The organism is Streptomyces roseoverticillatus, from assembly GCF_000719265.1.
Lineage (GTDB): Bacteria > Actinomycetota > Actinomycetes > Streptomycetales > Streptomycetaceae > Streptomyces > Streptomyces roseoverticillatus.
In genome coordinates this window covers 186,008-208,856 of the sequence record NZ_JOFL01000016.1, presented here as the reverse complement: position 1 = coordinate 208,856, position 22,849 = coordinate 186,008, and the positions used below count along the sequence as shown (strand labels likewise).

Annotated in this window: 18 protein-coding genes and 1 pseudogene; 3 read left to right on the top strand and 16 right to left on the bottom strand. The window is 72.7% G+C overall.

Translation table 11 applies throughout. The annotated features are described in order from the left end of the window. Positions 1-186 precede the first annotated feature (186 nt). The 9 genes and pseudogenes from pssA to IF61_RS0119955 form a co-directional block, all read right to left on the bottom strand. On the bottom strand, positions 187-1,035 hold the full coding sequence (pssA, locus tag IF61_RS0119990) for a CDP-diacylglycerol--serine O-phosphatidyltransferase (protein ID WP_030367825.1): 849 nt from the start codon (positions 1,033-1,035) through the stop codon (positions 187-189). After that, a complete protein-coding gene (locus IF61_RS0119985) occupies positions 1,022-1,678 on the bottom strand; it encodes a phosphatidylserine decarboxylase (protein ID WP_030367824.1) in 657 nt (218 codons plus the stop codon). Before IF61_RS0119985 ends, pssA begins: the two co-directional genes overlap by 14 nt. Positions 1,679-1,848: 170 nt before the next feature. Further along, complete coding sequence (locus IF61_RS0119980) at positions 1,849-3,054, bottom strand: acyl-CoA dehydrogenase family protein (protein WP_030367823.1); 1,206 nt, start codon at positions 3,052-3,054, stop codon at positions 1,849-1,851. Position 3,055: 1 nt separating this feature from the next. Then, positions 3,056-3,568 (bottom strand): MaoC family dehydratase, encoded by a 513-nt coding sequence (locus IF61_RS0119975; protein ID WP_030367822.1) that lies wholly within the window; start codon positions 3,566-3,568, stop codon positions 3,056-3,058. 5 nt (positions 3,569-3,573) lie between these two features. Then, positions 3,574-4,545: an HpcH/HpaI aldolase/citrate lyase family protein gene (locus IF61_RS0119970; RefSeq protein WP_030367821.1), complete on the bottom strand. Its 972-nt coding sequence runs from the start codon at positions 4,543-4,545 to the stop codon at positions 3,574-3,576. Next, positions 4,542-6,593, bottom strand: a complete 2,052-nt coding sequence (locus tag IF61_RS0119965; RefSeq protein ID WP_078660371.1) for a protein meaA — start codon at positions 6,591-6,593, stop codon at positions 4,542-4,544. Before IF61_RS0119965 ends, IF61_RS0119970 begins: the two co-directional genes overlap by 4 nt. A 94-nt stretch (positions 6,594-6,687) precedes the next feature. Continuing rightward, a pseudogene (gene ccrA / locus IF61_RS34360) lies at positions 6,688-7,916 on the bottom strand (crotonyl-CoA carboxylase/reductase). A 372-nt stretch (positions 7,917-8,288) separates the two neighbouring features. Further along, on the bottom strand, positions 8,289-9,128 hold the full coding sequence (locus IF61_RS0119960; RefSeq protein WP_030367819.1) for a TetR family transcriptional regulator: 840 nt from the start codon (positions 9,126-9,128) through the stop codon (positions 8,289-8,291). A 100-nt stretch (positions 9,129-9,228) separates the two neighbouring features. Next, the gene (locus tag IF61_RS0119955; RefSeq protein ID WP_052392844.1) at positions 9,229-11,055 is read right to left on the bottom strand and encodes a 3-hydroxyacyl-CoA dehydrogenase family protein; all 1,827 of its coding nucleotides are present in this window, start codon (positions 11,053-11,055) and stop codon (positions 9,229-9,231) included. Between the two features lie 321 nt (positions 11,056-11,376). On the opposite strand from IF61_RS0119955, the gene IF61_RS0119950 reads away from it, so the two are divergent. The 3 genes from IF61_RS0119950 to IF61_RS0119940 all read left to right on the top strand — a co-directional run bounded on the left by IF61_RS0119950 (position 11,377) and on the right by IF61_RS0119940 (position 15,213). After that, positions 11,377-12,006 carry a HEAT repeat domain-containing protein gene (locus tag IF61_RS0119950; protein ID WP_030367817.1) on the top strand — a complete coding sequence of 210 codons (630 nt, stop codon included), beginning with the start codon at positions 11,377-11,379 and terminating at the stop codon, positions 12,004-12,006. Between the two features lie 176 nt (positions 12,007-12,182). Then, positions 12,183-12,626 carry an SRPBCC family protein gene (locus IF61_RS0119945; RefSeq protein WP_030367816.1) on the top strand — a complete coding sequence of 148 codons (444 nt, stop codon included), beginning with the start codon at positions 12,183-12,185 and terminating at the stop codon, positions 12,624-12,626. A 223-nt stretch (positions 12,627-12,849) separates the two neighbouring features. Then, positions 12,850-15,213 carry an MFS transporter gene (locus IF61_RS0119940; RefSeq protein WP_030367815.1) on the top strand — a complete coding sequence of 788 codons (2,364 nt, stop codon included), beginning with the start codon at positions 12,850-12,852 and terminating at the stop codon, positions 15,211-15,213. A 274-nt stretch (positions 15,214-15,487) separates the two neighbouring features. Here the strand turns inward: IF61_RS0119940 and IF61_RS0119935 are convergent, their stop codons facing one another. The 7 genes from IF61_RS0119935 to IF61_RS0119900 form a co-directional block, all read right to left on the bottom strand. Continuing rightward, positions 15,488-15,994 carry a flavin reductase family protein gene (locus tag IF61_RS0119935; protein WP_052392843.1) on the bottom strand — a complete coding sequence of 169 codons (507 nt, stop codon included), beginning with the start codon at positions 15,992-15,994 and terminating at the stop codon, positions 15,488-15,490. A gap of 10 nt (positions 15,995-16,004) precedes the next feature. Then, on the bottom strand, positions 16,005-17,246 hold the full coding sequence (locus IF61_RS0119930; RefSeq protein WP_052392842.1) for an MFS transporter: 1,242 nt from the start codon (positions 17,244-17,246) through the stop codon (positions 16,005-16,007). Then, complete coding sequence (locus IF61_RS0119925) at positions 17,243-18,448, bottom strand: acyl-CoA dehydrogenase family protein (protein ID WP_052392841.1); 1,206 nt, start codon at positions 18,446-18,448, stop codon at positions 17,243-17,245. The genes IF61_RS0119930 and IF61_RS0119925 overlap by 4 nt, the downstream gene beginning before the upstream one ends. Positions 18,449-18,505: 57 nt before the next feature. Further along, a complete protein-coding gene (locus IF61_RS0119920) occupies positions 18,506-19,687 on the bottom strand; it encodes an acyl-CoA dehydrogenase family protein (protein ID WP_211264910.1) in 1,182 nt (393 codons plus the stop codon). A gap of 121 nt (positions 19,688-19,808) precedes the next feature. After that, entirely contained in the window at positions 19,809-20,072 is a 264-nt protein-coding gene (locus IF61_RS0119910) for an acyl carrier protein (protein ID WP_030367810.1), read from the bottom strand. A 60-nt stretch (positions 20,073-20,132) separates the two neighbouring features. Next, on the bottom strand, positions 20,133-21,671 hold the full coding sequence (locus tag IF61_RS0119905) for an amino acid adenylation domain-containing protein (RefSeq protein WP_043189840.1): 1,539 nt from the start codon (positions 21,669-21,671) through the stop codon (positions 20,133-20,135). Between the two features lie 17 nt (positions 21,672-21,688). Then, complete coding sequence (locus tag IF61_RS0119900; protein WP_078660348.1) at positions 21,689-22,498, bottom strand: alpha/beta fold hydrolase; 810 nt, start codon at positions 22,496-22,498, stop codon at positions 21,689-21,691. Between the last annotated feature and the right edge of the window lie 351 nt (positions 22,499-22,849).

The following is a 22,849-nucleotide window of genomic DNA, read 5'->3' as shown; positions in this document are numbered from 1 at the left end:
ACGGCGAGAAGCCCCCGCGGCGCGGACCGGCGGTGCCCGCCGCACCTCGGCCGAGGGCCCCCGCCGAGCCCCCGCCCCGAGGGCACACCGCACACCCGCACACCGCCGTGGAAACGCCGAACGGAGTGGTCCCCGAACCCGAAGGTTCCGGGACCACCCCGTCCGTGGTCACCCGCGACGCCGCCGCTACGGAAGCTGCGTCGCCCTCGCCTCGCGGCGGTTGTCGCGGAACGTGTTCACCCGGCGCGCCGTGGCGAACAGGGGGATCACCGCGCCCAGGACCACCTGGAGCGCACAGCCCGTCTGGAGCAGGAGCTCGCCGCCGGGCGCGTCGAACGCCCAGGCCGCCAGCAGGCCCATGCTGAGCACGATCCAGCTGAGCATCGCCACCGCGAGGCGCCCCCGCGGCTTGGGGTACTCGACCCGGCTCACCATGAGCCACGCCACGCCCACGATCGCCAGCAGCGTCGGGACGAAGGGCAGCTCCAGGAGCACGATCGAGACGACCGTGAGCGCGCCGAAGGGACTCGGCATGCCCTGGAAGATGCCGTCCCGCAGCTGGACGCACGAGAAGCGCGCCAGTCTGAGGACGACCGCCAGCAGCACCACGACCGCGGCCACGGCCGACACCCGCTGGTGGGCGTCGTCGGCGACCATGCCCCACACGACCACGAAGTACGCCGGGGCGAGCCCGAAGCTGATCAGGTCGGAGAGGTTGTCCAGCTCCGCGCCCATCGCCGAGCTGCGCAGCTTGCGCGCCACGAGCCCGTCGAAGAGGTCGAAGACCGATGCGAGGAGCATCAGTATGACCGCGGTGGCCGCGCTGTGGCGGGCCATGCCGCCGTCCTCGTTCCCCGTGAGGTGGGGGATGAGGACGCCGGTGGTGGTGAAGTACACCGCCATGAACCCGCAGATCGCGTTACCGAGCGTGAGCGTGTCCGCTATTGAGAGCCGGGTGGACAGCGGCATGGTCTCCGCGTCCTCGGCCTCGTCCGCCTCGGGCACCCACGATGCCTCTTGATCAATCACGGTCAAGGCGTGTCACCCCCGCCGTGGTCTTCTGCCCGACCTCGACCGCGATCTCGACGCCCTCGGGGAGGTAGATGTCGACGCGCGAGCCGAAGCGGATCAGGCCGATCCGCTCACCCTGCTCCACCTTGGTGTCCGCGGTGAGGTAGGGCACGATGCGACGGGCGACGGCGCCGGCGATCTGCACCATCTCGATGTCGCCGAGCTCGGTGTCGAAGTGCCAGACGACGCGCTCGTTGTTCTCGCTCTCCTTGTTGAACGCCGGAACGAACCCGCCGGGGATGTGCTCGACGGACGTCACGGTGCCGGCCAGCGGCGCCCGGTTGACGTGGACGTTCAGCGGGCTCATGAAGATCGCGACCCGGGTGCGCCCGTCCTTCCACGGCATGATGCTCTGCACCACGCCGTCGGCCGGGGAGATGACCCGGCCCGGAGCGATCTCGCGCTCGGGGTCGCGGAAGAACCACAGCATGCCCGCCGCGAGCGCGGTGGCGGGCACGGCCAGCGCGGCCCAGCGCCCGGAGCGCCGGGCGCGGGACAGGCTTACCGCCGCCGTGGCGACGGTCGGGAGGAGCCACGGCGATGCTCCGCGCGCGAGGCGAACGCCGGCGAGGCTGTCGCGGTGTGCAGAGGAAGAGCTGTGGGGCATGGGTGACCTTCGTAGCGGAGGGTGCCGCGAAACGATTGGGGGACGGCGGCTTTCGGGGGATGCTATCGGTTGCGACCGGCAACTGGCTAAGCGCCAGGGCCAGTCCGTGGCCGAAGTCCGATGACAGGGTGTGATCTTCTTCTCGACCAAACCACCCCCAACCGGAACATTTATCCCTGGATCCGGTACTCCTCGAGTAGCCGGCGACCGATGATCATTTTCTGGATCTCTGCCGTTCCCTCACCGATGAGCAGCATGGGAGCCTCTCGGTAGAGACGCTCGATCTCGTATTCCTTCGAGAACCCGTATCCGCCATGGATGCGGAACGCGTCCTCGACCACCTCCTTGCAGTACTCGGAGGCCAGGTACTTGGCCATTCCGGCCTCGAGATCGTTGCGCCGGCCCGAGTCCTTCTTCCGGGCCGCATTCACCATCATCGCATGCGCGGCTTCGACCTTTGTCCCCATTTCGGCAAGTTTGAACTGGATTGCCTGGTGCTGGGCGATGGGTTTTCCGAAAGTTTGCCGCTGTTGTGCGTAGGCCACCCCCAGCTCGAACGCACGCTGTGCGACTCCGCAGCCACGCGCCGCGACATTGACCCGGCCGACCTCGACGCCGTCCATCATCTGATAGAAGCCCCGGCCCGTGACCCCGCCGAGCACGCGGTCGGCCGGCACCCGCAGCCCGTCCATGATCAGCTCGGTGGTGTCGACGCCCTTGTAACCCATTTTGTCGATCTTTCCGGGGATGGTCAGCCCCGGCTTGACCTCGCCGAACCCCGGCTCCTTCTCGATCAGGAAGGTCGTCATCGACTTGTGCGGAGCGGTCCCCTCGGGATGCCCCTCGTCCGTCCGGCAGAGCACCGCCACCAGCGTCGAGGTGCCCCCGTTCGTCAGCCACATCTTCTGGCCGTTCAGGACGTACGTGTCGCCGTCCCGCACGCCCTTCGATGTGATAGCGGACACATCCGAGCCCAGGCCCGGCTCCGACATCGAGAACGCGCCCCGGATCTCCCCCGCCGCCATCTTTGGCAGGAAATAGTCCTTCTGTTCCTGGGTGCCGTGCTGCTTGAGCATGTACGCCACGATGAAGTGCGTGTTGATGATCCCCGACACGCTCATCCAGCCCCGGGCGATCTCCTCCACGCACAGCGCGTATGTGAGAAGCGACTCACCCAGCCCGCCGTACTCCTCCGGGATCATCAGGCCGAACACCCCGAGGTCCTTGAGGCCCTCGACTATCTGCGCGGGGTACTCGTCCCGGTGCTCCAGATCCGTGGCGACCGGGATGATCTCCTTGTCGACGAAGCCGCGGACCGTCGAGAGGATCTCCTGCTGGACGTCCGTCAGCCCGTCGGTCTGTGCCAGGCGGCCCATCTCACTTCTCCCGGATGATCGGCTCGGGGCGGCCGGGCTGCTCCCCGCCGCGCTCCTTGATGTACGTGGCGGTGGGCACCATCACCTTCCGCCGGAAGGTGCAGACCACGGTGCCGTCCTGCTTGTAGCCGATGGTCTCGACGTGCACGATCCCGCGGTCGCTCTTCGACTTCGACGGCGTCTTGTCCAGCACGCGCGTCTCGCCGTAGATCGTGTCGCCGTGGAAGGTCGGCGCGACGTGCTTCAGCGACTCGACCTCCAGGTTGGCGATGGCCTTGCCCGAGACGTCGGGGACGGACATGCCCAGCAGGAGCGAGTAGACGTAGTTCCCGACCACGACGTTCTTGCCGAAATCGGTCGTCTTCTCCGCGTAATTGCTGTCCATGTGCAGCGGGTGGTGGTTCATGGTCAGCAGACAGAACAAGTGGTCGTCGTACTCGGTGACGGTCTTGCCGGGCCAGTGCTTGTACACGTCGCCCACAGTGAACTCTTCGTAAGTCCGGCCGAACTGCACGGTGCTCAGGCCTCCGGGATCTCGAACTTCGACGTACGGGTCAGCCCCGCCGCCCGGCCCTTGCCCGCGATGACCAGGGCCATCTTCCGGCTGGCCTCGTCGATCATCTCGTCGCCGAGCATCGCCGAGCCCTTCTTGCCGCCCTCCTCCGACGTGCACCAGTCGTACGCGTCGAGGATCAGCTCGGCGTGGTCGTACTCCTCCTGCGAGGGCGAGAAGACCTCGTTGGCCGCGTCCACCTGGCCGGGGTGCAGCACCCACTTGCCGTCGAAGCCCAGCGCCGCCGAGCGCCGCGCGATCTCCTTGTAGCCGTCCACGTTCTTGATCTGCAGGTACGGGCCGTCGATGGCCTGCAGGTCGTGGGCACGGGCCGCCATCAGGATGCGCATCAGGATGTAGTGGTAGGCGTCCGCCGGGTAGCCGGGCGGCTGCTCGCCGACGACCAGGGACCTCATGTTGATGGAGGCCATGAAGTCGGCCGGGCCGAAGATGAGCGTCTCGACGCGCGGCGACGCGGCGGCGATCTCGTCCACGTTGACCAGGCCCTTGGCGTTCTCGATCTGCGCCTCGATGCCGATGCGGCCCACCTCGAAGCCCATGGTCTTCTCGATCTGGGTGAGCAGCAGGTCGAGGGCGACGACCTGCTGGGCGTCCTGGACCTTCGGCAGCATGATGCAGTCGAGGTTGGGGCCGGCGCCCTCCACGACCGTGACGACGTCGCGGTACGTCCAGTGCGTCGTCCAGTCGTTGACGCGGACGGCAGTGGTCTTGCCGGTCCAGTCGCCGTTGTTGAGCGCGTCCACGACCAGGTGGCGGGCGCCCTCCTTGGCCAGCGGGGCGCAGGCGTCCTCCAGGTCGAGGAAGACCATGTCGGCGGGGAGGCCCTGGGCCTTCTCCAGGAAGCGCGGGTTGCTGCCGGGGACCGCGAGGCACGAGCGGCGCGGGCGCAGCGGCTTCTGGGGTGCGGGCGTGATCATGCGGGGACCTCCAGCGGGTCGAGGTGGTTCGCTTTCCGGATCTCGTCGACGATACGTCCGATGATCTCCGTGATGCCGAAATCTTTTGGAGTGAACACCGCGGCGACGCCGGCCGCCCGCAGTGCGGTGGCGTCCGCGGACGGGATGATGCCCCCGACGATGACGGGGACGTCGCCGGCCCCCTCGGCGCGCATGCGTGCCAGGACGTCGGGGACGAGTTCGGCGTGCGACCCGGAGAGGATCGACAGGCCGACGCAGTGCACGTCCTCGGCGACGGCCGCCGAGACGATCTGCTCCGGGGTGAGCCGGATGCCCTGGTAGACCACTTCGAAGCCGGCGTCGCGCGCGCGGACGGCGATCTGCTCGGCGCCGTTGGAGTGGCCGTCCAGGCCGGGCTTGCCGACGAGCAGGCGCAGTTGGCCGCCGCCCAGCTCCTCGGCCGTGCGGGCCGCCTTGGCGCGGACGGCGGCCATCGGGGTGCCGGCCTCCGCGGCGACCGCGACGGGGGCGCTGCTCACGCCCGTGGGGGCGCGGAACTCCCCGAAGACGTCGCGCAGGGCCCACGACCACTCGCCGGTCGTGACGCCGGCGCGGACGCACTCCAGCGTGGCCGCCATCAGGTTGTCCGAGCCCGCCGCCGCCTTCTTCAGCGCGGACAGCGACTCCTGGGCGCGGGCCTCGTCGCGGTCGTCGCGCCAGGCGTGCAGGGAGGCGACGACGCGGGCCTCGTTGGCCGGGTCCACGGTCATGATCGCGGTGTCGAGATCGGCGGTGAGCGGGTTGGGCTCGGTCGACTCGTAGCAGTTGACGCCGACGATCTTCTCCTCGCCGGCCTCGATCCGGGCGCGGCGCTCGGCGTGCGAGGAGACCAGCTGCGACTTCAGGTAGCCGGACTCGACGGCCGCCATCGCGCCGCCCATCTTCCGGATCCGCTCGATCTCCGCCAGGCACTCCTCGACGAGGGCGCCCACCTTTGCCTCGACGACGTGCGAGCCCGCGAAGATGTCGTCGTACTCCAGCAGGTCGCTCTCGTGCGCGAGGACCTGCTGGATCCGCAGGCTCCACTGCTGGTCCCAGGGCCGGGGCAGGCCCAGCGCCTCGTTCCAGGCCGGCAGTTGCACGGCGCGGGCGCGGGCGTCCTTGGAGAGCGTCACGGCCAGCATCTCCAGGACGATGCGCTGGACGTTGTTCTCCGGCTGCGCCTCGGTCAGACCGAGGGAGTTGACCTGGACGCCGTAGCGGAAGCGGCGCTGCTTGGGGTTCTCGATGCCGTAGCGCTCGCGGGTGATGCGGTCCCAGATGCGGCCGAAGGCCCGCATCTTGCACATCTCCTCGATGAACCGGACTCCGGCGTTGACGAAGAAGGAGATCCGGGCGACGACGTCGCCGAACTTCTCCTCCGGCACCTGGCCGGAGTCCCGCACCGCGTCCAGCACCGCGATGGCGGTGGACATCGCGTACGCGATCTCCTGGACCGGCGTGGCCCCCGCCTCCTGCAGGTGATAGCTGCAGATGTTGATCGGGTTCCACTTGGGGATGTGCGCCACCGTGTACGTGATCATGTCGGTGGTCAGCCGCAGCGACGGCCCCGGCGGGAAGACGTGCGTCCCGCGCGAGAGGTACTCCTTGACGATGTCGTTCTGCGTCGTCCCCTGCAGCCTGGTGACGTCGGCGCCCTGCTCCTCCGCGACCACCTGGTACATGGCCAGCAGCCACATGGCGGTGGCGTTGATGGTCATGGAGGTGTTCATCTGCTCCAGCGGGATGTCCTGGAACAGCCGCCGCATGTCGCCGAGGTGCGCGACCGGCACACCGACCCGGCCGACCTCGCCGCGGGCGAGGACGTGGTCGGAGTCGTAGCCGGTCTGCGTCGGCAGGTCGAAGGCGACCGAGAGACCGGTCTGGCCCTTGGCGAGGTTGCGCCGGTAGAGCTCGTTGGACGCCTCGGCCGTGGAGTGCCCGGCGTAGGTCCGCATCAGCCAGGGCCGGTCCCTCTCCTTGCGCGTCTTCGCCTCCGGGCGCTCGGATCCGGTGCCGACGTTCCTCAGCCCGCGGTCGCTGCGCTCCCTTGTCTTCGTCTCTTTCGGCACCGGCGCGCCCTTCGGCTCAGACGCGGTTTGACGCTCAGTCATTCCTGCGCTCTCACACGTTCCGGAAGCGGTTGATGGCGTCGATGTGCCGTGCCCGCATCTCCTCGTCGCGGACCCCCATGCCCTCCTCGGGGGCCAGCGCCAGCACGCCGACCTTGCCTCCCACGCCTCGCGGTAGTTGGCGAAGTGCGAGCCCACGATGCGCTTCAGCGACATCCACAGGTAGCGGTTGTCGTACTCGTGCTTGTAGCCCGAGGTCGAGGCGCAGGTGACGATCGTGCCGCCCTTGCGCGTGACGTACACCGACGCGCCGAAGGTCTCGCGGCCCGGGTGCTCGAAGACGATGTCGACGTCCTCGCCGCCGGTCAGCTCGCGGATGCGCTTGCCCAGGCGCTTCCACTCGCGCGGGTCCTGCTCGTGCTCGTCCTTCCAGAACTTGTAGCCCTCGGCCGAGCGGTCGATGATCGCCTCGGCGCCCATCCGCCGGCAGATCTCCGCCTTCTTGTCGCTGGACACCACGCAGATCGGGTTGGCGCCGCCGGCGAGCGCGAACTGGGTTGCGTACGAGCCGAGTCCGCCGCTCGCGCCCCAGATCAGGACGTTGTCGCCCTGCTTCATGCCGGCGCCGTTGCGGGAGACGAGCTGGCGGTAGGCGGTGGAGTTGACCAGGCCGGGGGCCGCCGCCTCCTCCCAGCTGAGGTGGCGCGGCTTGGGCATGAGCTGGTTGGACTTCACCAGCGCGATCTCGGCGAGGCCGCCGAAGTTCGTCTCGAAGCCCCAGATGCGCTGCTCGGGGTCGAGCATCGTGTCGTCGTGGCCGTCGGCGGACTCCAGCTCCACGGACAGGCAGTGGGCGACGACCTCGTCGCCGGGCTTCCAGGCATTGACGCCGGGGCCGGTGCGCAGGACCACGCCCGCGAGGTCGGAGCCGATGACGTGGTACGGCAGGTCGTGCCGCTTGGCGAGCGGGGAGAGCTTGCCGTAGCGCTCCAGGAAGCCGAAGGTGGGCAGCGGCTCGAAGATCGAGGTCCAGACGGAGTTGTAGTTCACCGAGCTGGCCATGACGGCCACGAGCGCCTCGCCGGGCCCGAGTTCGGGCACCGGCACCTCCTCGACGTGCAGCGACTTGCGCGGGTCCTTCTCCCGGGTGGCGAGGCCCTCGAACATGTCCGCCTCGTCCTTGTGCACGGTCACCGCGCGGTAGGAGTCGGGGACGGTCAGGGCCGCGAAGTCCTCGGGCTTGCTGTCCGGCGCGAGGATGGCGTCGAGTATCTGGTTCACGGTATTGCCTCCGGCGAAGCACGTTGGGAGAACGGCTTGAAGGAACGTCGGGGGTGGTGCTGAGGCGGTGCCGTCGGTTCGGCGGTGGTGCGGGGCGGTGCTCGGTGCAACTTCGACCCGGCGCCGGTGGGCGCGGTGGGAATGCCTGTGACGCAGGCGTCCGGGCGCACAAGATGCTTGTGGGGACAGCCGGCGCACGACGGTTGTGTCTGCGCGCCGGCCGCCCGGACACCGACAACGTATGGCACGCCGTGCCACACGACAAGACACTCGGTGCCAACAATTTCTCTCAGATGTCACCCGGAGGGCACGCATGAGCAATGAAGGCCGCCCCTTGGGGGCGGCCTTCATTGGTAAATATCGGGAGATGTCCTACTTCTTCTTGAGCGCCTTCTCGATCGCTCGCATGACCTCGTCCAGCGGCGCGTCCGTCCGGGCCACCGTGACCAGCACCTCGCCCTCGGCCCGCGCGGTCGCGCCCGGGGCCTCCTCCTGGCGGTCGCGCCCGGCCCCGATGCCCGTGCCGAAGGTCTCCCGCACGATCGCGAACGCATGGTCGAGCTGGGTCTCCACATCGCCCTGCCCGCCGCCGCGCAGCCAGCGCCGCAGGACGTGGTTGTGCGCGGTGACGACTGCCGACGCGGCGACCTCGGCGAGCAGCGGGTCGTCGTCGCCCACGTGGTGCGCGCCCTCGTCGAAGTGGCCGAGGAGGTAGCGGGTGAACAGCCGCTCGTAGCGGGCGACGGAGGCGATCTCGCGCTCGCGCAGGGCCGGCACCTCGCGGGTCAGGCGGTAGCGCTCGACGGACACGGCCGGGGAGGCCGCGTACATCCGCATGACCTCCTTGATGCCCCGGCAGACGGTGTCGAGGGGGTTCTCGTGCGGCGGGGCCGCGTCCAGCACCCCGGCGGCCCGCACGAGCGTGTCGTCGTGGTCGGGGAAGATGGCCTCTTCCTTGGAGCGGAAGTGGCGGAAGAAGGTGCGGCGGGCGACGCCGGCCGCGGCCGCGATCTCGTCGACGGTCGTCGCCTCGTAGCCCTTGGTCGCGAACAACTCCATCGCGGCGGTGGCGAGTTTGCGGCGCATGGTCAGGCGCTGGGCGGCGGCCCGGCGGCTGCCGGCGGTCTCGGGGCCGGGGTGCGGATCTCGGGTCTCACGGGGTGTTTCGTCGGCCGTGCGCGAAGCGCGGACGGCCTTGGCGGGCTGGGGCATGTGGGGAACGTAACACGCGTCCGCGCGGGCGTGCCGGGACGGACCGTCCCCCGGTTCGAGCAGTCCGCCCCAGCCCGCGTCGCGCTCGCGCGCCGTCCTGTCAGGCCTTCGCATACTCGCGGAAGCCGCGGCCCGTCTTGCGGCCCAGGCAGCCCGCCGCCACGAGGTGCTCCAGCAGGGGCGCGGGAGCGAGGCCCGGGTCGCGGAACTCGCGGTGCAGGACCTTCTCGATGGCCAGGGACACGTCCAGCCCCACGACGTCGAGCAGTTCGAACGGGCCCATCGGATAGCCGCCGCCGAGCTTCATCGCCGCGTCGATGTCGTCCGGGGTCGCGTAGTGCTCCTGCACCATCTTCACCGCGTTGTTCAGGTACGGGAACAGCAGGGCGTTCACGATGAACCCGGCCCGGTCGCCGCAGTCCACGGGGTGCTTGCGCACCTTCGCGCAGACCGCGCGGACGGTGGCGTGCACGTCGTCCGCGGTGAGGACCGTGCGGACGACCTCCACGAGCTTCATCGCCGGCGCCGGGTTGAAGAAGTGCATCCCGATGACGTCCTGCGGGCGCGAGGTCGCGCGGGCCAGGGCGACGACGGGCAGCGAGGACGTGGTCGTGGCCAGCACCGCGCCCGGCCTGCAGACCTTGTCGAGCGTGCCGAACAGCTGCTGCTTGACGGCCAGGTCCTCCGCGACCGCCTCGACGGCGAGGTCGACGCCGGCGAACGCGTCCAGCGAGCCCGCCGGCTCGATCGCCGCCAGGGCGGCCTCCCGCTCGGCGGCCGTCAGGCGGCCCTTGGCCACCGAGCGCGCGAGCGATCCGGCCACCCGCTCCTTGGCGGCCTCGGCCTTCTCCTGCGTGCGCGCCGCGAGCACCACGCGGTGGCCGGCCTTGGCGAAGACCTCGGCGATGCCGCTCGCCATCGTGCCCGACCCGGCCACGCCGACCGCGCGCACCTCGCGCGGCCCGGCCGCGGCCCCGTCCCCGCCTCTGCCCGGGGTCTCCGTGTCCGGCACGACCACGGCCGAGTCCGGCCCGTCGTAGGTGTAGAAGCCGCGGCCCGCCTTGCGGCCGGTCAGGCCCGCCTCCGCGAGCTGGCCGAGGACGGGGGCGGGCGCGTGCAGCCGGTCGTGGGAGGCCGCGTACATGGCCTCCAGGACCGTGCGCGCGGTGTCGATGCCGATCAGGTCCAGCAGGGCGAGCGGGCCCATCGGCAGTCCGCAGCCCAGCCGCATCGCCGCGTCGATGTCCTCGCGGGTCGCGTAGCGCGACTCGTACATCGCGGCCGCCTGGTTCAGATAGCCGAACAGCAGGCCGTCGGCGACGAAGCCGGGCCGGTCGCCGACCGCGACGGGCTCCTTGCCGAGCTCGCGGGCGAGCGCGGTGACGGCCGAGACGGCGGCGGGCGCGGTCAGCACCGACGAGACGACCTCCACCAGCTTCATCGCCGGCGCGGGGTTGAAGAAGTGCAGCCCGAGGACGCGCTCGGGGCGGGCCGAGTCCGCGGCCAGCCGCGTCACGGACAGCGCGTTGGTGCCCGTCGCCAGGATCGTGCCGGGGCGCACGATCGCGTCCAGCGCGGTGAACACCTCGTGCTTGAGGGCGTAGTCCTCGGGCACGACCTCGATCACCAGGTCGGCGCCGGCCGCCGCCCGCAGATCCGTGGCCGTGCGGAAGCGGGCCAGCGCGGCCCGCCGCTCGTCCTCGGTGATGCGTTCGCGGCGCACCGCGCGGGCGGTGGCGGTCTCCAGCGCGCGGACGGCGTGCGCGGCCGCGGCCTCCGAGACGTCGATGCCCACGACGTCGCGGCCGGCCCGGACCAGGACTTCGGCGATGCCGGCGCCCATGGTGCCGAGGCCCACGACGGCGACGGCCCGCAAGGGGGCGGGGGACGGGAGGGAGGTCGGCTCAGGGGTGGACGTACGGTCCATCGCGAGACTCCAGAGGGAGGTCCCCGTGCGCGCGGGGTCGCGCGGGGATGCGTCGGTCGGATGCGTTTCCGGGTACGGGTAAGGGGCGACCGCGGAAAGGGAGTTGTACGACCGGCAAGGCCCTGTCCCGGGGCCGTGCCGTACTCGACGGGCCGAACCGACGAACCGACGTCGAAGCGAGCGGGCGGCTGCGTCACCAGGCCGCCCGAGCGGGGGTGCCGCTCTTGCCGGGAGATTAACTCACGGGTAACCAAGAGCGCCAGGGTCTGGGCGGGCGACCTAACATGTGGCACAGGCCACTCAGGGGAGGGGAAGCGGGCAGTGACAGGAGCCGAGAGGGCAGAAGAGGAATTCCGTGCGCTGGTCAAGCGGGTGCGGGCCGAGCTGGTCACGTCCGCCGAGTTCGCCGGCTTCGAGCGGCTGCTCGCGCTCGTCCGCTCCCGCGACGGCGGCCCGCCCGCCCGGCGCGCTCGCCGGGACGAGCTCGCCGGGATCCTGGTCGCCCCCGAACAGCCGCTGTGGGCCCGTGAGATCGCCGCCTTCGTCCTGGGGGCGGAGGGCGACCGGCGGGCCTTCGAGACGCTCATACTGCTCCTGAACTACCGCGAACCGGTGCGCTGCGCCACCGCCGCCTTCGTCCTCGCCCGCCTCGGCGACCCCCGCACCGCCCGCGCGGCCGCGGCCCTCGCCACCAACCCGCTGCGCACCGCCTACGCCCTCCACCCCGTCCGCCTGCTGACCGAGCTCCGCGCCCCCGAGTCCGTCCCCGCCCTGCTCGCCACGCTCGAACGGCTGCTGGCGGCACGCGACCACTGCTGGCCGATCGCCCGCGCCTGCGTGGAGGGCCTGGGCGCCCTGGGGGACCGGCGCGCGGAGGACGCCCTGGTCGCGGCCCGCGCGCACGACCGCCTGCAGGCCGCGGCCCACGAGGCCCTGGCGCGGCTCACGTGACCGGCGGGCCGCCGGACGGCGTCCAGCCGCCGCTCGGGCGAGGATTGCCGGGCGTTCGAGGCGAGAACAGGCGTTCGCGCCGGGTGAGGGGATCCGGATTTGGGCGGGTGTGGCGTTGGTGGTTGGCTGTGCGGCGAAGCATGTAGCAGTTCGGTACGACGTCCGGAGGACAAGCCATGGGCCAGGTCGAGGCCACCACGGAGCGGATCATCGCGGCGGACCCCGAGGAGGTGTTCGACGCGCTGGCGGACTACACCGGCACCCGGGCCAAGCTGCTGCCTGAGCACTTCAGCGAGTACGAGGTGCGCGAGGGCGGGGACGGTGAGGGCACCCTGGTGCACTGGAAGCTCCAGGCCACCAGCAAGCGCGTCCGCGACTGCCTGCTGGAGGTCTCCGAGCCGACCACCGGCCAGCTGGTCGAGAAGGACCGCAACTCCTCCATGGTGACCACCTGGACCGTCACCCCGGCCGGGGAGGGCAAGGCCAAGGCCGTCGTCAGCACCGTGTGGAACGGCGCCGGCGGCATCGGCGGCTTCTTCGAGCGCACCTTCGCCCCCAAGGGCCTCGGCCGGATCTACGACGCGGTGCTCGCCAAGCTGGCCGCGGAGGTCGAGAAGTAGCCCGCGCGCAGCCGCGCCACCATCGGTGGAAGCCCGGACCGGCCGCGGTCCGGGCTTCACCGTTTCGGGTGGTTTCCCCAGTGCCGCACCGGACCGTCGTATGCCTCCGACCGGCGCAAAAGCCCCACGGATGGCCTCTCGGGTCAATCCCCTCGGTTGCCCGCCGTTGTCGCGAAATGCGAGAAAAGGGCGGCGATAGCAGGCGCTACGAGGGGAGCGGTACGTGGGCGGGACCACTTTGGTACAGAGCGACGGGCCGGCGCCCGCCCTGCCCGCACCCGACGCCGTCCCCGTCTTCGAGGCGCCCCCCGAACCCCCCGTCGGCCGGGGGAGGTTGCGCGTCGTCCTCGCCGGCCTGCTGATCGCGCTGCTCCTCGCCGCGCTCGACCAGACCGTCGTCGTCACCGCCCTGCCCACCATCGCCGGCGAACTCCACGGCCTCGGCCGCATGCCCTGGGTGATCACGGCCTACCTGCTCGGCTCCGCCGCCGCCCTGCCCGTGTGCGGCAGGCTGGGCGAGTCCACCGGCCGCAAGGGCGTGTTCGCCTTCGCCCTCGTCCTCCTCGCCGCCGCCTCCGCCCTCGCGGCCCGCGCGCACACCATGGACCAGCTCGTCGCCTTCCGCGTCCTGCAGGGGATCGGCGGCGGCGGAGTGCTGGCCGGCGTCCACGCGATCATCGCCGACCTGATGCCCGCCCGCGAGCGCGCCCGCCATCTCGGCGCGGCCGCAGCCGTGTTCGGCCTCGGCACCGTCGCCGGGCCCCCGCTCGGCGGCCTCCTCACCGACCACGCCTCCTGGCGCTGGTGCTTCGACCTCAACGTCCCCCTCGGCGCGCTCGCCCTCGTCGCCGCCGCCTTCGGGCTGCGGCTGCCCGGGACCGCGGCGTACCGCGCCCGCTTCGACGCCTTCGGCGCGCTCCTGCTCGCGGCCTTCTCGGCCTGCCTCGTCCTGCTGGCCACCCGGGCCGGAGCCGCCCACCCCTGGCACTCCCGCGTCACCCTCGGGCTCGCCGCGGCCGCGCTCGGCACCGCGCTGCTCCTCGCCGTCGCGGAGAACCTCGCGGCCGAACCCCTCCTCCCGCCCCGGCTGTTCCGGCACCCCGTCTTCACCGCCTGCGCCCTCCTCGGCGCCGCCACCGGAGCCGCCCTCTTCGGCGCCGTCGGCTATCTGCCCACCTTCCTGCAGATGGCCGACGGCGCGGGCGCCGTCCGTTCGGGGCTGCTCGTGCTGCCCCTGACGGCCGGCGCCGTCCTCGGCTCCCTCATCAGCGGACAGCTCGCCCGCCGCACCGGCCGCTGCCGGCTCTTCGCCGCCGCCGGCTGCGCCGCGGCCGCCGCCGGGGCGTACCTGCTCTCCCGCCTCGGCACCGCCACCACCTGGCCCGAATACACCCTCTGGACGGCGCTCCTCGGCACCGGCGCCGGCCTCGCCCTGCCGGCCGCCGTCCGGGCCGCGCAGCGCTCCGTCCCCACCGCGGACCGGGCCGCCGCCGGCGGCGCCGCCACGTACTTCCGGCAACTCGGCGGCGCGGCCGGCGCGGGCGCCCTCGGCAGCCTCTTCGCCCGCCGCCTCTCCGACGGCGGGGCCGTCAGCCCCCTCACCCCGCGGCTGCTGCGCGCCCTGCCCCCCGAGCTCCACAGCGGCTACGCACGGGCGTACGCGCACGCCCTGCCGCGGACCTTCCTGTACCTCGTACCCGTCCTCGTCCTGGGCCTTTTACTCGCCTTCCTGCTGAAGGAGAAACCGCCGGTGTCCCAAAACCTCGCAGAAGCCCCCGTCATCCCCTCCGCGCGGACCGCCCCGCCGGAGGAGGAGCCCCCCTACGTCGCCGGCATCCCCGTCACCGGGGTCGTCCAGCACCACGACGGCACGACCGTCCCCCGCGCCGCCCTCACCCTCATCGACAGCGGGGGCCGGCAGGTCGGGCGCGGCGCGACCGGCGAGGACGGGCGGTACGCGCTCAGCACGCCCGGCACCGGCTCCTACGTCCTCATCGCCGCCGCGGGCGGCCACCAGCCCCAGGCCGTCACCGTCACCGTCGGCGAGCGCCCCGTCGAGCTCGACGTGGTCCTCGGCGGCGCCGGGCGGCTCGCCGGGACCGTGCTCACCGCCGACGGCTCGCCAGTGCGGGACGCCCTCGTCACCCTGACCAACGTGCACGGCGAAGTCGTCGCCTCCACCCGCACCGGGCGCGACGGCGGCTACGACATCGGCGAGCTCATCGCCGGCGAGTACACGCTCGCCGGCAGCGCCCCCGTCTTCCGGCCCGCCGCCCTCCCCGTGACCGTCCAGTCCTGCCGCGAGACCCGCCAGGACATCGAGCTCGCCGGCGGCGCGGTGCTGCGGGGCGTCGTCCGCGCGGGCGGCGGGCGGCTCGTCGAGGACGCCCGCGTCACGCTCCTCGACGCCGCGGGCAACGTCGTCGACACGGCGACGACCGGGCCCGACGGGGCGTTCCGCTTCGTCGACCTGTCGGCAGGCGAGTACACGGTCATCGCGGCGGGGTACCCACCGGTGGCCACGGTGCTCCAGGTGGCGGGGGGAGGCCGCACGGAGCGGGACCTCCAGCTGGGCCACGCGGACTAGCCGTCCGGCTGGGTTCGGGGCACGTGCCGGTGCGGGCGATACCGCATTCCGCCGGACCCTCGCGGTGGGGGTGGATCGCCGCGGCGGCGGTGGGGGAGTGCCTGGGCGGCACTCCCTCTGTCCTCCCCGGTGGGGGAGTACCCGGCCCGGGTACTCCCCCGGCTCTCCCCGGCGGTGCCGGGAAGTTCTTCCGCCGCAGTGGTGAGGCACCACGATGGTGAGGGTCCGGCGGCATGCTCGGCGACCGCTGTCGACGGCCCCGCACTCGGGCCGGCTAGGCCGCCGGCCACGTCGCGTACGTGCGCATGCCGTACAGCAACGGTGCCCGGTCCGCCCCCGGCAACGGCTCCGCGCGGAATATTTCGCCGATGATCACCGTGTGGTCGCCCGCACGGTCCATGCGGTGGACGCGGCATTCCGCCGCCACGTGCGCGTCCTCCGGCAGCAGGGGCAGCCCCGTGGCCGGTGACCGCTCCCACGGCACGGCCGAGAAGCGGCCCGCGTCCCGGTGGGCGAAGGCGTCCGCCGCGCGGCGCCCCGCCCCGTGCAGGAGGTTGACGGCGAACCAGCCGCGCTCGGCGAGCACCGGCAGGGTGCTGCCCGTGTTGGAGGCGCACACGAGCAGCAGCGGCGGGTCGAGGGACACGCCGCACCACGCGGTGCAGGCGAAGCCGTACGGGGTGAGGCCGTCGTCCGTGGTGACGACGGCCACCCCGCCGGGGTGGGAGGCCATCAGGGCGCGGTAGCTGTCGGGGTCGACGGGGGAGAGCGCGGTGGTCATGGCGGGGTCCTCATCGGTTCGTGGTGCGGTTGCCGAGGGCCGTGGTGACGCCGATGCTGCCCAGGCACAGCACCGTGATCACCGCGGCGAAGACGCCGGCCGCCGTCATGAGCGTGCCGTTCGCCAGCAGCACGGCCACGCCGACGACCGGCACGGTCAGGCCCAGGTACGCGGCGACGAAGAAGCCGGATACCAGTTCCGAGACGCGGTCGGGCGACGCCTGGGCCGTCACCAGCGCCAGGCCGGACTTGAAGGAGGTGCCCGCGCCGGCGCCGCCCAGCAGGGAGCCGCACAGGAAGACGGGCAGGGAGGCGGCGGACAGGCCCGCGAGGATGAGGGCGAGCCCGAGCGGGACGGCGGTCATGCCCACGGTCAGGCCGGTGCGCGGCGCGAGCCGCGCCGCGAGGAGCTGGGCGGCCCCCGCGGAGCCGAAGGCGCTGAACGCCACCACGCCGACGGCGAGGTGGCTGTGGTTGTGCAGCCCCTGCACGAGGAAGTTGCCGGCGAGCGCGGCCAGCAGGCCCAGCAGGGAGAAGGAGGCGAAGACCGCTGCGGCCGCGGCGGCGAAGGGGCGCCGCACGGCCGGCGGCACGCTGATCCGCTGGGGGCGGATGCCGCCCCCGCGCGCGACGGCCCGTTCGGGCAGCGCCCACAGGGCGAGGCCCGGGAGGAGCAGCACGATCAGGACGGTGTACGGCAGGACGGCCGGCGCGGGTGCGTACTCGACGAGCACGCCCGACAGGAGCGCCCCGCTGCCGAGCCCGGCCATGTTGGTGACCGAGGCGATCAGGGCGGCGCGCGGCGGCGAGGGATGGAGCTCTCTGAGGTAGGCGGTGGCCGCGCCGGTCGTCAGCCCCACGGAGATCCCGGAGAGCAGCCGCCCGGCGAACAGCCCGGGAAGGGAGGGGAAGGCGATGAAGACGACGCTGCTCACCGCGGCCACGGCCAGCGCCGGGACGAGCGTGGCCCGCCGCCCGATCTTGTCCGACAGGCCGCCGAAGAGCAGCAGGGCGGCCAGGATGCCCACCGCGTAGGCGGCGAAGACGAGGGCGACGACGGGCGGGGACAGGTGCAGCCGCTGTGCGTAGAGGGCGTAGACGGGCGTGGGGACGGTGCCGCCGGTCATGACGACGAACAGCACGTACGTCACGGTGGGGACGGCGGCGCGCGGGATGCCCGGCGCGGCGGGGGCCGGGGCCCCCGCCGCCTCGGGGCGGCGCGCTCCGGTGCGCCGCTGCGTGTGGGCCCTCACCAGTCGAAGGCGGTCGCGTCGTACAGGTTGACACCGAGCGCGGCCTTGCCGAGGTACTCCAGGCACTCCTCCGGCTTGGCGGGCATCACGGAGGCGAAGGACGCCTCGCGCAGCAGCCGCTCCAGCGGCAGGGACCGGCTGACGGCGGCCGAGCCGCAGATGCGGACGGCGTCCTGCGCGAGCGCGGGGCCGGTCTCGCCGACGACGTACTTCGCGGCGTGCACCGCGGCGTTGGCCTCGGCGCTGCCGCGCCCCGCGTCGACTTGCGCCCCGGCCTCGGCGACGAGGGCCCGCGCCGCGGCCAGCCGCGCGGACATCCGGCCGAGCTCGCGCTGCAGCACCGGCGACCCGGCCCGCTTGGGGGACGCGGCCACGTGGTCGGTGGTGAAGCGCAGGATCGCCTCGGAGATGCCCAGGTACGCGCCGGTGTACCCGGCGATCATCCAGTGCGGTTCGCGCACCAGCTTGTACAGGGACATGCCCTCGACGCCGAGGAAGAGCCGCGAGCGCGGCACCGTCACCGCGTTGAGGACCATGCCCGCGGTGCTCGTGCCGTACATCGCGGAGAGGCTGTGCACCTCCCCGAAGCTCACGCCGGGGTCGTCCGCGGCGACGACGAAGTGCGAGACCTCGCCGCTGCCTTCGGTGCCCTCGGCGCGGGCGGCGACCACGTAGTAGTCGGCGACGCCCGCCAGCGAGACGAACGACTTCTCGCCGGTGATGACGTAATCGCCGTCCGTGGTGCGGCGGTAGGACGTGCGCACGCCGCGGAGCTTGGCGCCGCTGCCGGCCTCGGAGGTGGCGGAGGCGAACAGCTTCCGCCCGTTGATCACCTCGTCGAACAGCCAGGACCGGAAGGCCTCCGCCGCGGGCGGCAGGGGCGTGCCCGCGGACTCGCACAGCGAGCCGATGGCGACGTTGTGCATGTTGAAGCCGAGGGCCGCGGCGCCGTTGCGGGCGCCGAGCGCGGCCAGCACCCGCGAGTAGCCGGCGAAGCCGAGCCCGGCCCCGCCCGCCTCGCGCGGCACGAGCAGCCCCAGCAGGCCCGCCTCGCGGAGGATGCGGTACGTCTCGTGGCCGGCGGAACGGCCCGCGTCCACGTCAGCCGCGTGGGGGGCGAGGGCCGCCCCCGTCTCCTCGGCGAGCGCGAGGATTTCGTCGAATTCGGCGGGCAGCAGCCCGGTGGGCAAGGACAGGGCCATGAGGGGCCTTTCGGAAATCGGGTTCCCGGTGCGGGAACCGTTCTTCGGGCGCGGGAATCAGTTCTCGACGGGGAGCCCGAATTCACGGGCGACACCGATGCGCAGCAGGTCGTTGGGGCCTGCATACGTGAGGGCCGCCATCGGGCTGTGCAGATCGGCGGGGAGTTCGGAATCGGCGATGAAGGCCCGTACGCCGGACAGCGCCGTGGCGTGTTCCGTCAGCCGGACGTAGTCCTCGGAGACCGAGATCTTGGTCAGGGCGGCCTCCACCGACAGCCGGCGCGTGGGCGTGCCCGCGTCCAGCCGCGCCGCCATGCCGTACAGCAGCGTGCGGGAGCGGTGCAGGACGAGCGCCATGTCGCTGATGCGGGAGGCCACCTGGTGGCTGGCCCCCATGCGGCGGCCGAAGTGGCCGCGCTCGGACGCCCAGTCCGTCAGGCGCCGCAGGGTGCGGCGCATGGGGCCGAGGGCGTAGCCGAGCAGCAGGGCCCGCTCCCACGTGGTGGTGGAGGTCAGGAGCGCGAGCCCCGAGCCCTCCCCGCCGACGAGGCTGCCGGCCGGCAGCCGCACGCCGTCGAAGACCAGCTCGCCCATCGGGACGCCGGGCAGCGCGGTCTTGGCGAAGGCCTCGGCGCGGGTCACGCCCGGGGTGGAGACGGGGAACAGGAAGGCGGACAGGGAGAACGGCGAACGGCCCTCGCCGGTGCGGGCGAAAACGAGCGCGAGATCGGCCACCGGGGCGGCCGTGATGAACGTCTTGGCGCCCTCCAGCACGTAGCCGTCGCCGTCGCGCCGGGCGCGGGTGTCCATCGACAGCGGGTCGCTGCCGCCCTTGCGCTCGGTGAGCGCGTGGCACAGCAGCTCCCCGCCGTCCTGGATGCGGGCCACGGCCTGCCACGCGGCGGCGGGGAGCGCCGCGCGCAGCGGGTACTCCATGCCGAACACCTGGGAGGCCATGGCGTAGACGACGCCGGGGTCGACGCCGGCCAGGCCGATGCCTTCGATCATGGCGAGCGAGCGGGTGACGGGCCCGGGGGCGGCGGCGTCCGCGGGCGCCCCGGGCTCCGGCTCCGGGGGGTCCAGACGGAGCACGCCGAGCCCGGCGAGGGCCTCCCACTGGTCGCGGAAGCCCTTGCCGGCGAGCTGCTCGACCAGGGGCAGGGCCCGGTCGCGGTACGCGTCGACCACGGCCTCGGCCCCGGCGGGCCCGGAACGCAGCAGACTGTCTACGGCACTCACAGTGTCTCCTCGTTCTCCCCCAGAGCCTGAACGGCCTGGGCGGTGCCCCCGTCTCCGCCTGCGCGGCGCAGAGGTGCGGGCATCGCGGCCGGGTGCGGCGCGGCGGCCGCGCGCGCGTCGCTCACAGCGCGGCCCCCGCCCTGATGTTCTCCACTACGCTCCACAGGGCCTGCGGGCTGCGGAAGTTGGCCGCGACGATCTCGGTGTCCGGCAGCACGATGCCCGCCTGGGCGTCGAGCGCGGCGACGATCTGCATGATGGACAGCGAGTCCAGCAGGCCTTGTTCGAGCAGCGGGGTGTCGGGGCTCAGCCGCTGCGGCTCCTCGCCGCGCCCCCAGGTGATCTTGCTGCTGATGAGGGTGCAGAGTTCCTCTACGGTGTTCACTACGGTTTCCTCCGTTGTGGCACGTGGCCAGTGGTGCGTGGTGCGTGGTGGGTGATCGGGTCAGTCGGTGCGGGCGGCGAGCGCGCGGCGGTCGACCTTGCCGCGGGCGTTGACGGGCAGGGCGGCCGTGGGCACGACGCGGTCGGGCAGCATGCGCAGCGGCAGGAGCCCGCGCAGCCCGGCGAGGGTCTCCTCGGCCCCGGCCCCGTCGCTCTGGACGTACGCCCAGAACTCGCCGTGGTGCGGGTCGTCCTTGGCGACGACCGCGGCGGCCGTGACGTGCGGCAGCGACAGCACGGCGCTCTCGACGTCGAGCAGGTCGATGCGGTGGCCGCGCCGCTTGACCTGCGAGTCGCCGCGGCCGCGCAGGAAGACGCGGCCGTCGGCGGTGATGCGGCCGGTGTCGCCGGTGGCGTAGGCGCGGCGGGCGACGCCGTCGCGGAAGCGGACCGTGCGGGTCGGGTCGGTCAGGGCCCCGTCCTGCAGGTAGCCCTGGAAGACGGTGGCGCCGGCGACGTGGATCTCGCCCGTGCCGTCCGTGGGCAGGCCGTCCTCGCCGAGGACGTCGACGACGTCGCCCTCGACGGCCCTGCCGATGGTCGCCTCCTGGTCCGCGGTCCAGTCGGCGGGCACCCGGCTGTACGTGCAGACGTTGGTCTCCGTGGGCCCGTACAGGTTGTAGAGGGGCACGTCGCCGAGGAGCCGCAGGTAGCGCTCCAGGGGGCGCGGGGCGAAGGGCTCGCCGGCGAAGGCCGCCACCCTGAGCGAGGGCGGGAAGTCCTCGGCGATGCCGCCCCGTTCGAGCATGCCCTGGTAGAGGGAGGGCACGGCGTAGAAGGCGGTGATGCGCTGCTCGTGGAGCCAGCCGACGACGTCCCGGGGGAAGGAGCGCAGCACGTCCGGCATGAGGACGGCGCAGGCGCCCGCCGAGGCCGTGCCGAACAGGTCGAACGTCGTGAGGTCGAAGGTGAGGGCGGCCTGCGAGCCCACCCGGTCCGTCTCGGTCAGGGCGAGCTCGGCGGCGGCCCACAGCGCGAAGTGGGCGACGTTGGCGTGGGAGAGGAGGACTCCCTTGGGGCGGCCGGTGGAGCCGGAGGTGAAGAGGACGTAGCCGCCGCGGTCGGTGGGCGCGGGCAGCGGGGCGGGCTTCTCCTCGGCAGGGAGCGTGCGGACCCAGTTCAGGCCGTGGTCCAGGACGCCCTCGGCGGGCTCCGGGCCCGCGCCCGCCTCCTCGGCGGCCCGCCGGCAGCCGGCGAGCGAGCGGTCGGAGGCCAGCAGCAGGGACAGTCCGGCGCCGCGCACCATGTGGGCCGTGCGGACGGGCGGGTCCGCGACGTCGAGCGGGGCGGTGACCGCGCCGGCGCGCAGGGCGGCGTAGATGCCGAGGACGGCCTCGGGTCCCTTGGGCGCGAGGACGCCCACGCGGTCGCCGGGCTCCAGCCCTGCCCCGGCGAGCTGCTGTGCCAGCTCGCTCACGGCGCGGTCGAGTTCGGCGTAGGTCCAGGTGCGCCCCTGGGCGGTGAGGGCGGGCCGGCCGGGGTGCCGGCGGGCGGCCGCGGCGAGCAGGCCGTCCAGGCGGACGTCGTCGGTGTCGCTCATGGTCGGGTCTCCTGGCGCTAGGGCTGCTCTGCGGGGTCTTCCGCAAGGTCGTCCGCGGGGTCTGCGGAGCCGCCGGTGCGGCTCGTGAGGAACGTGCCGACGGCGTCGATGACCTCGTCGGTCCGTTCGAGGTGCGGGGTGTGGCCGCAGCCGGCGAGCTCCAGGCGTTGCACGGGCCCGCCGAGGCCGCGCTCGGCCGCGTCGAGGTGGGCCGTGGTCCCGTACGGGTCGCGCTCGCCCTGGACGAGGAGCACGGGGGCGGTGACGCCGGCCAGGTCGTCCTCGATGTCCCAGCCGCGGAACGCCTCGGAGAGCCACAGGCCGCTCCAGCGGCGGAACACGGTGTGCGGGTCCTGGTGGTAGAAGGCCAGCTCCTTGGCGAGCGGCCCGGAGTCGTGGGCGGTGCGGGCGGCCGCGACGCCGCGGAGTGTCTGCTCCTCGGCGAAGAGGTGCGGGGCGATGGCGACGACGGCCTCGACGGGGTGGGCGGCGGCGTGCAGCAGGGCGATCGAGGCGCCTTCGCTGTGGCCGACGAGCACGGGGCGGTGGATGCCTGTTCTGCCGAGCAGTTCGGGGAGGACCTCGTGGGCCTCCTCGTGGAGGGAGCGTGGGGTGCGCTCCTGCGGCGCCGGGCCCGAACTCCCGTGGCCGTGCCGGGAGAAGACCAGGGTGCGCCGGCCGGTGGCCGCCGCCAGACGGGCCGGGAAGCGCCGCCACATGGCGATGCAGCCGAGGCCTTCGTGGAGGAGGACGATCGGGGCCGCTTCGGGACTGCCTTCGAGGACGGTGTATTCGACAGGCCCTCGGGATAGCGCGACGGTGGGCATGCGGTGTCCTTGGTGTAAGGGCCGGTTGAGGGGAAAACTCGTGGCGGAGTGCTCCGGCCGACGCCGGGAACCGATAATTGCCGACGTCAATGCCGGCGTCAACTGCCTTTTTATTTGACATAGTTGACTCAACCATCCGATGGTCGTGGTAAAATGCGGGAATTCTTGGAATGTGTAATTCCCCCAGGCGCCGGTAGCGGTTTGCCTCTATCTCGTCCGGGCGTCTTCCGGGTGGTTCCGAAGAGGTCTCCGGGGGCGCTTCCGCCGTCTCCGCAATGCGCCGAACGCGTGATCGGCGGCCGGTCCCGTACGCCGGACGGCCGCTCCCCGGCCGGCGGTCCGCCGCGGCGA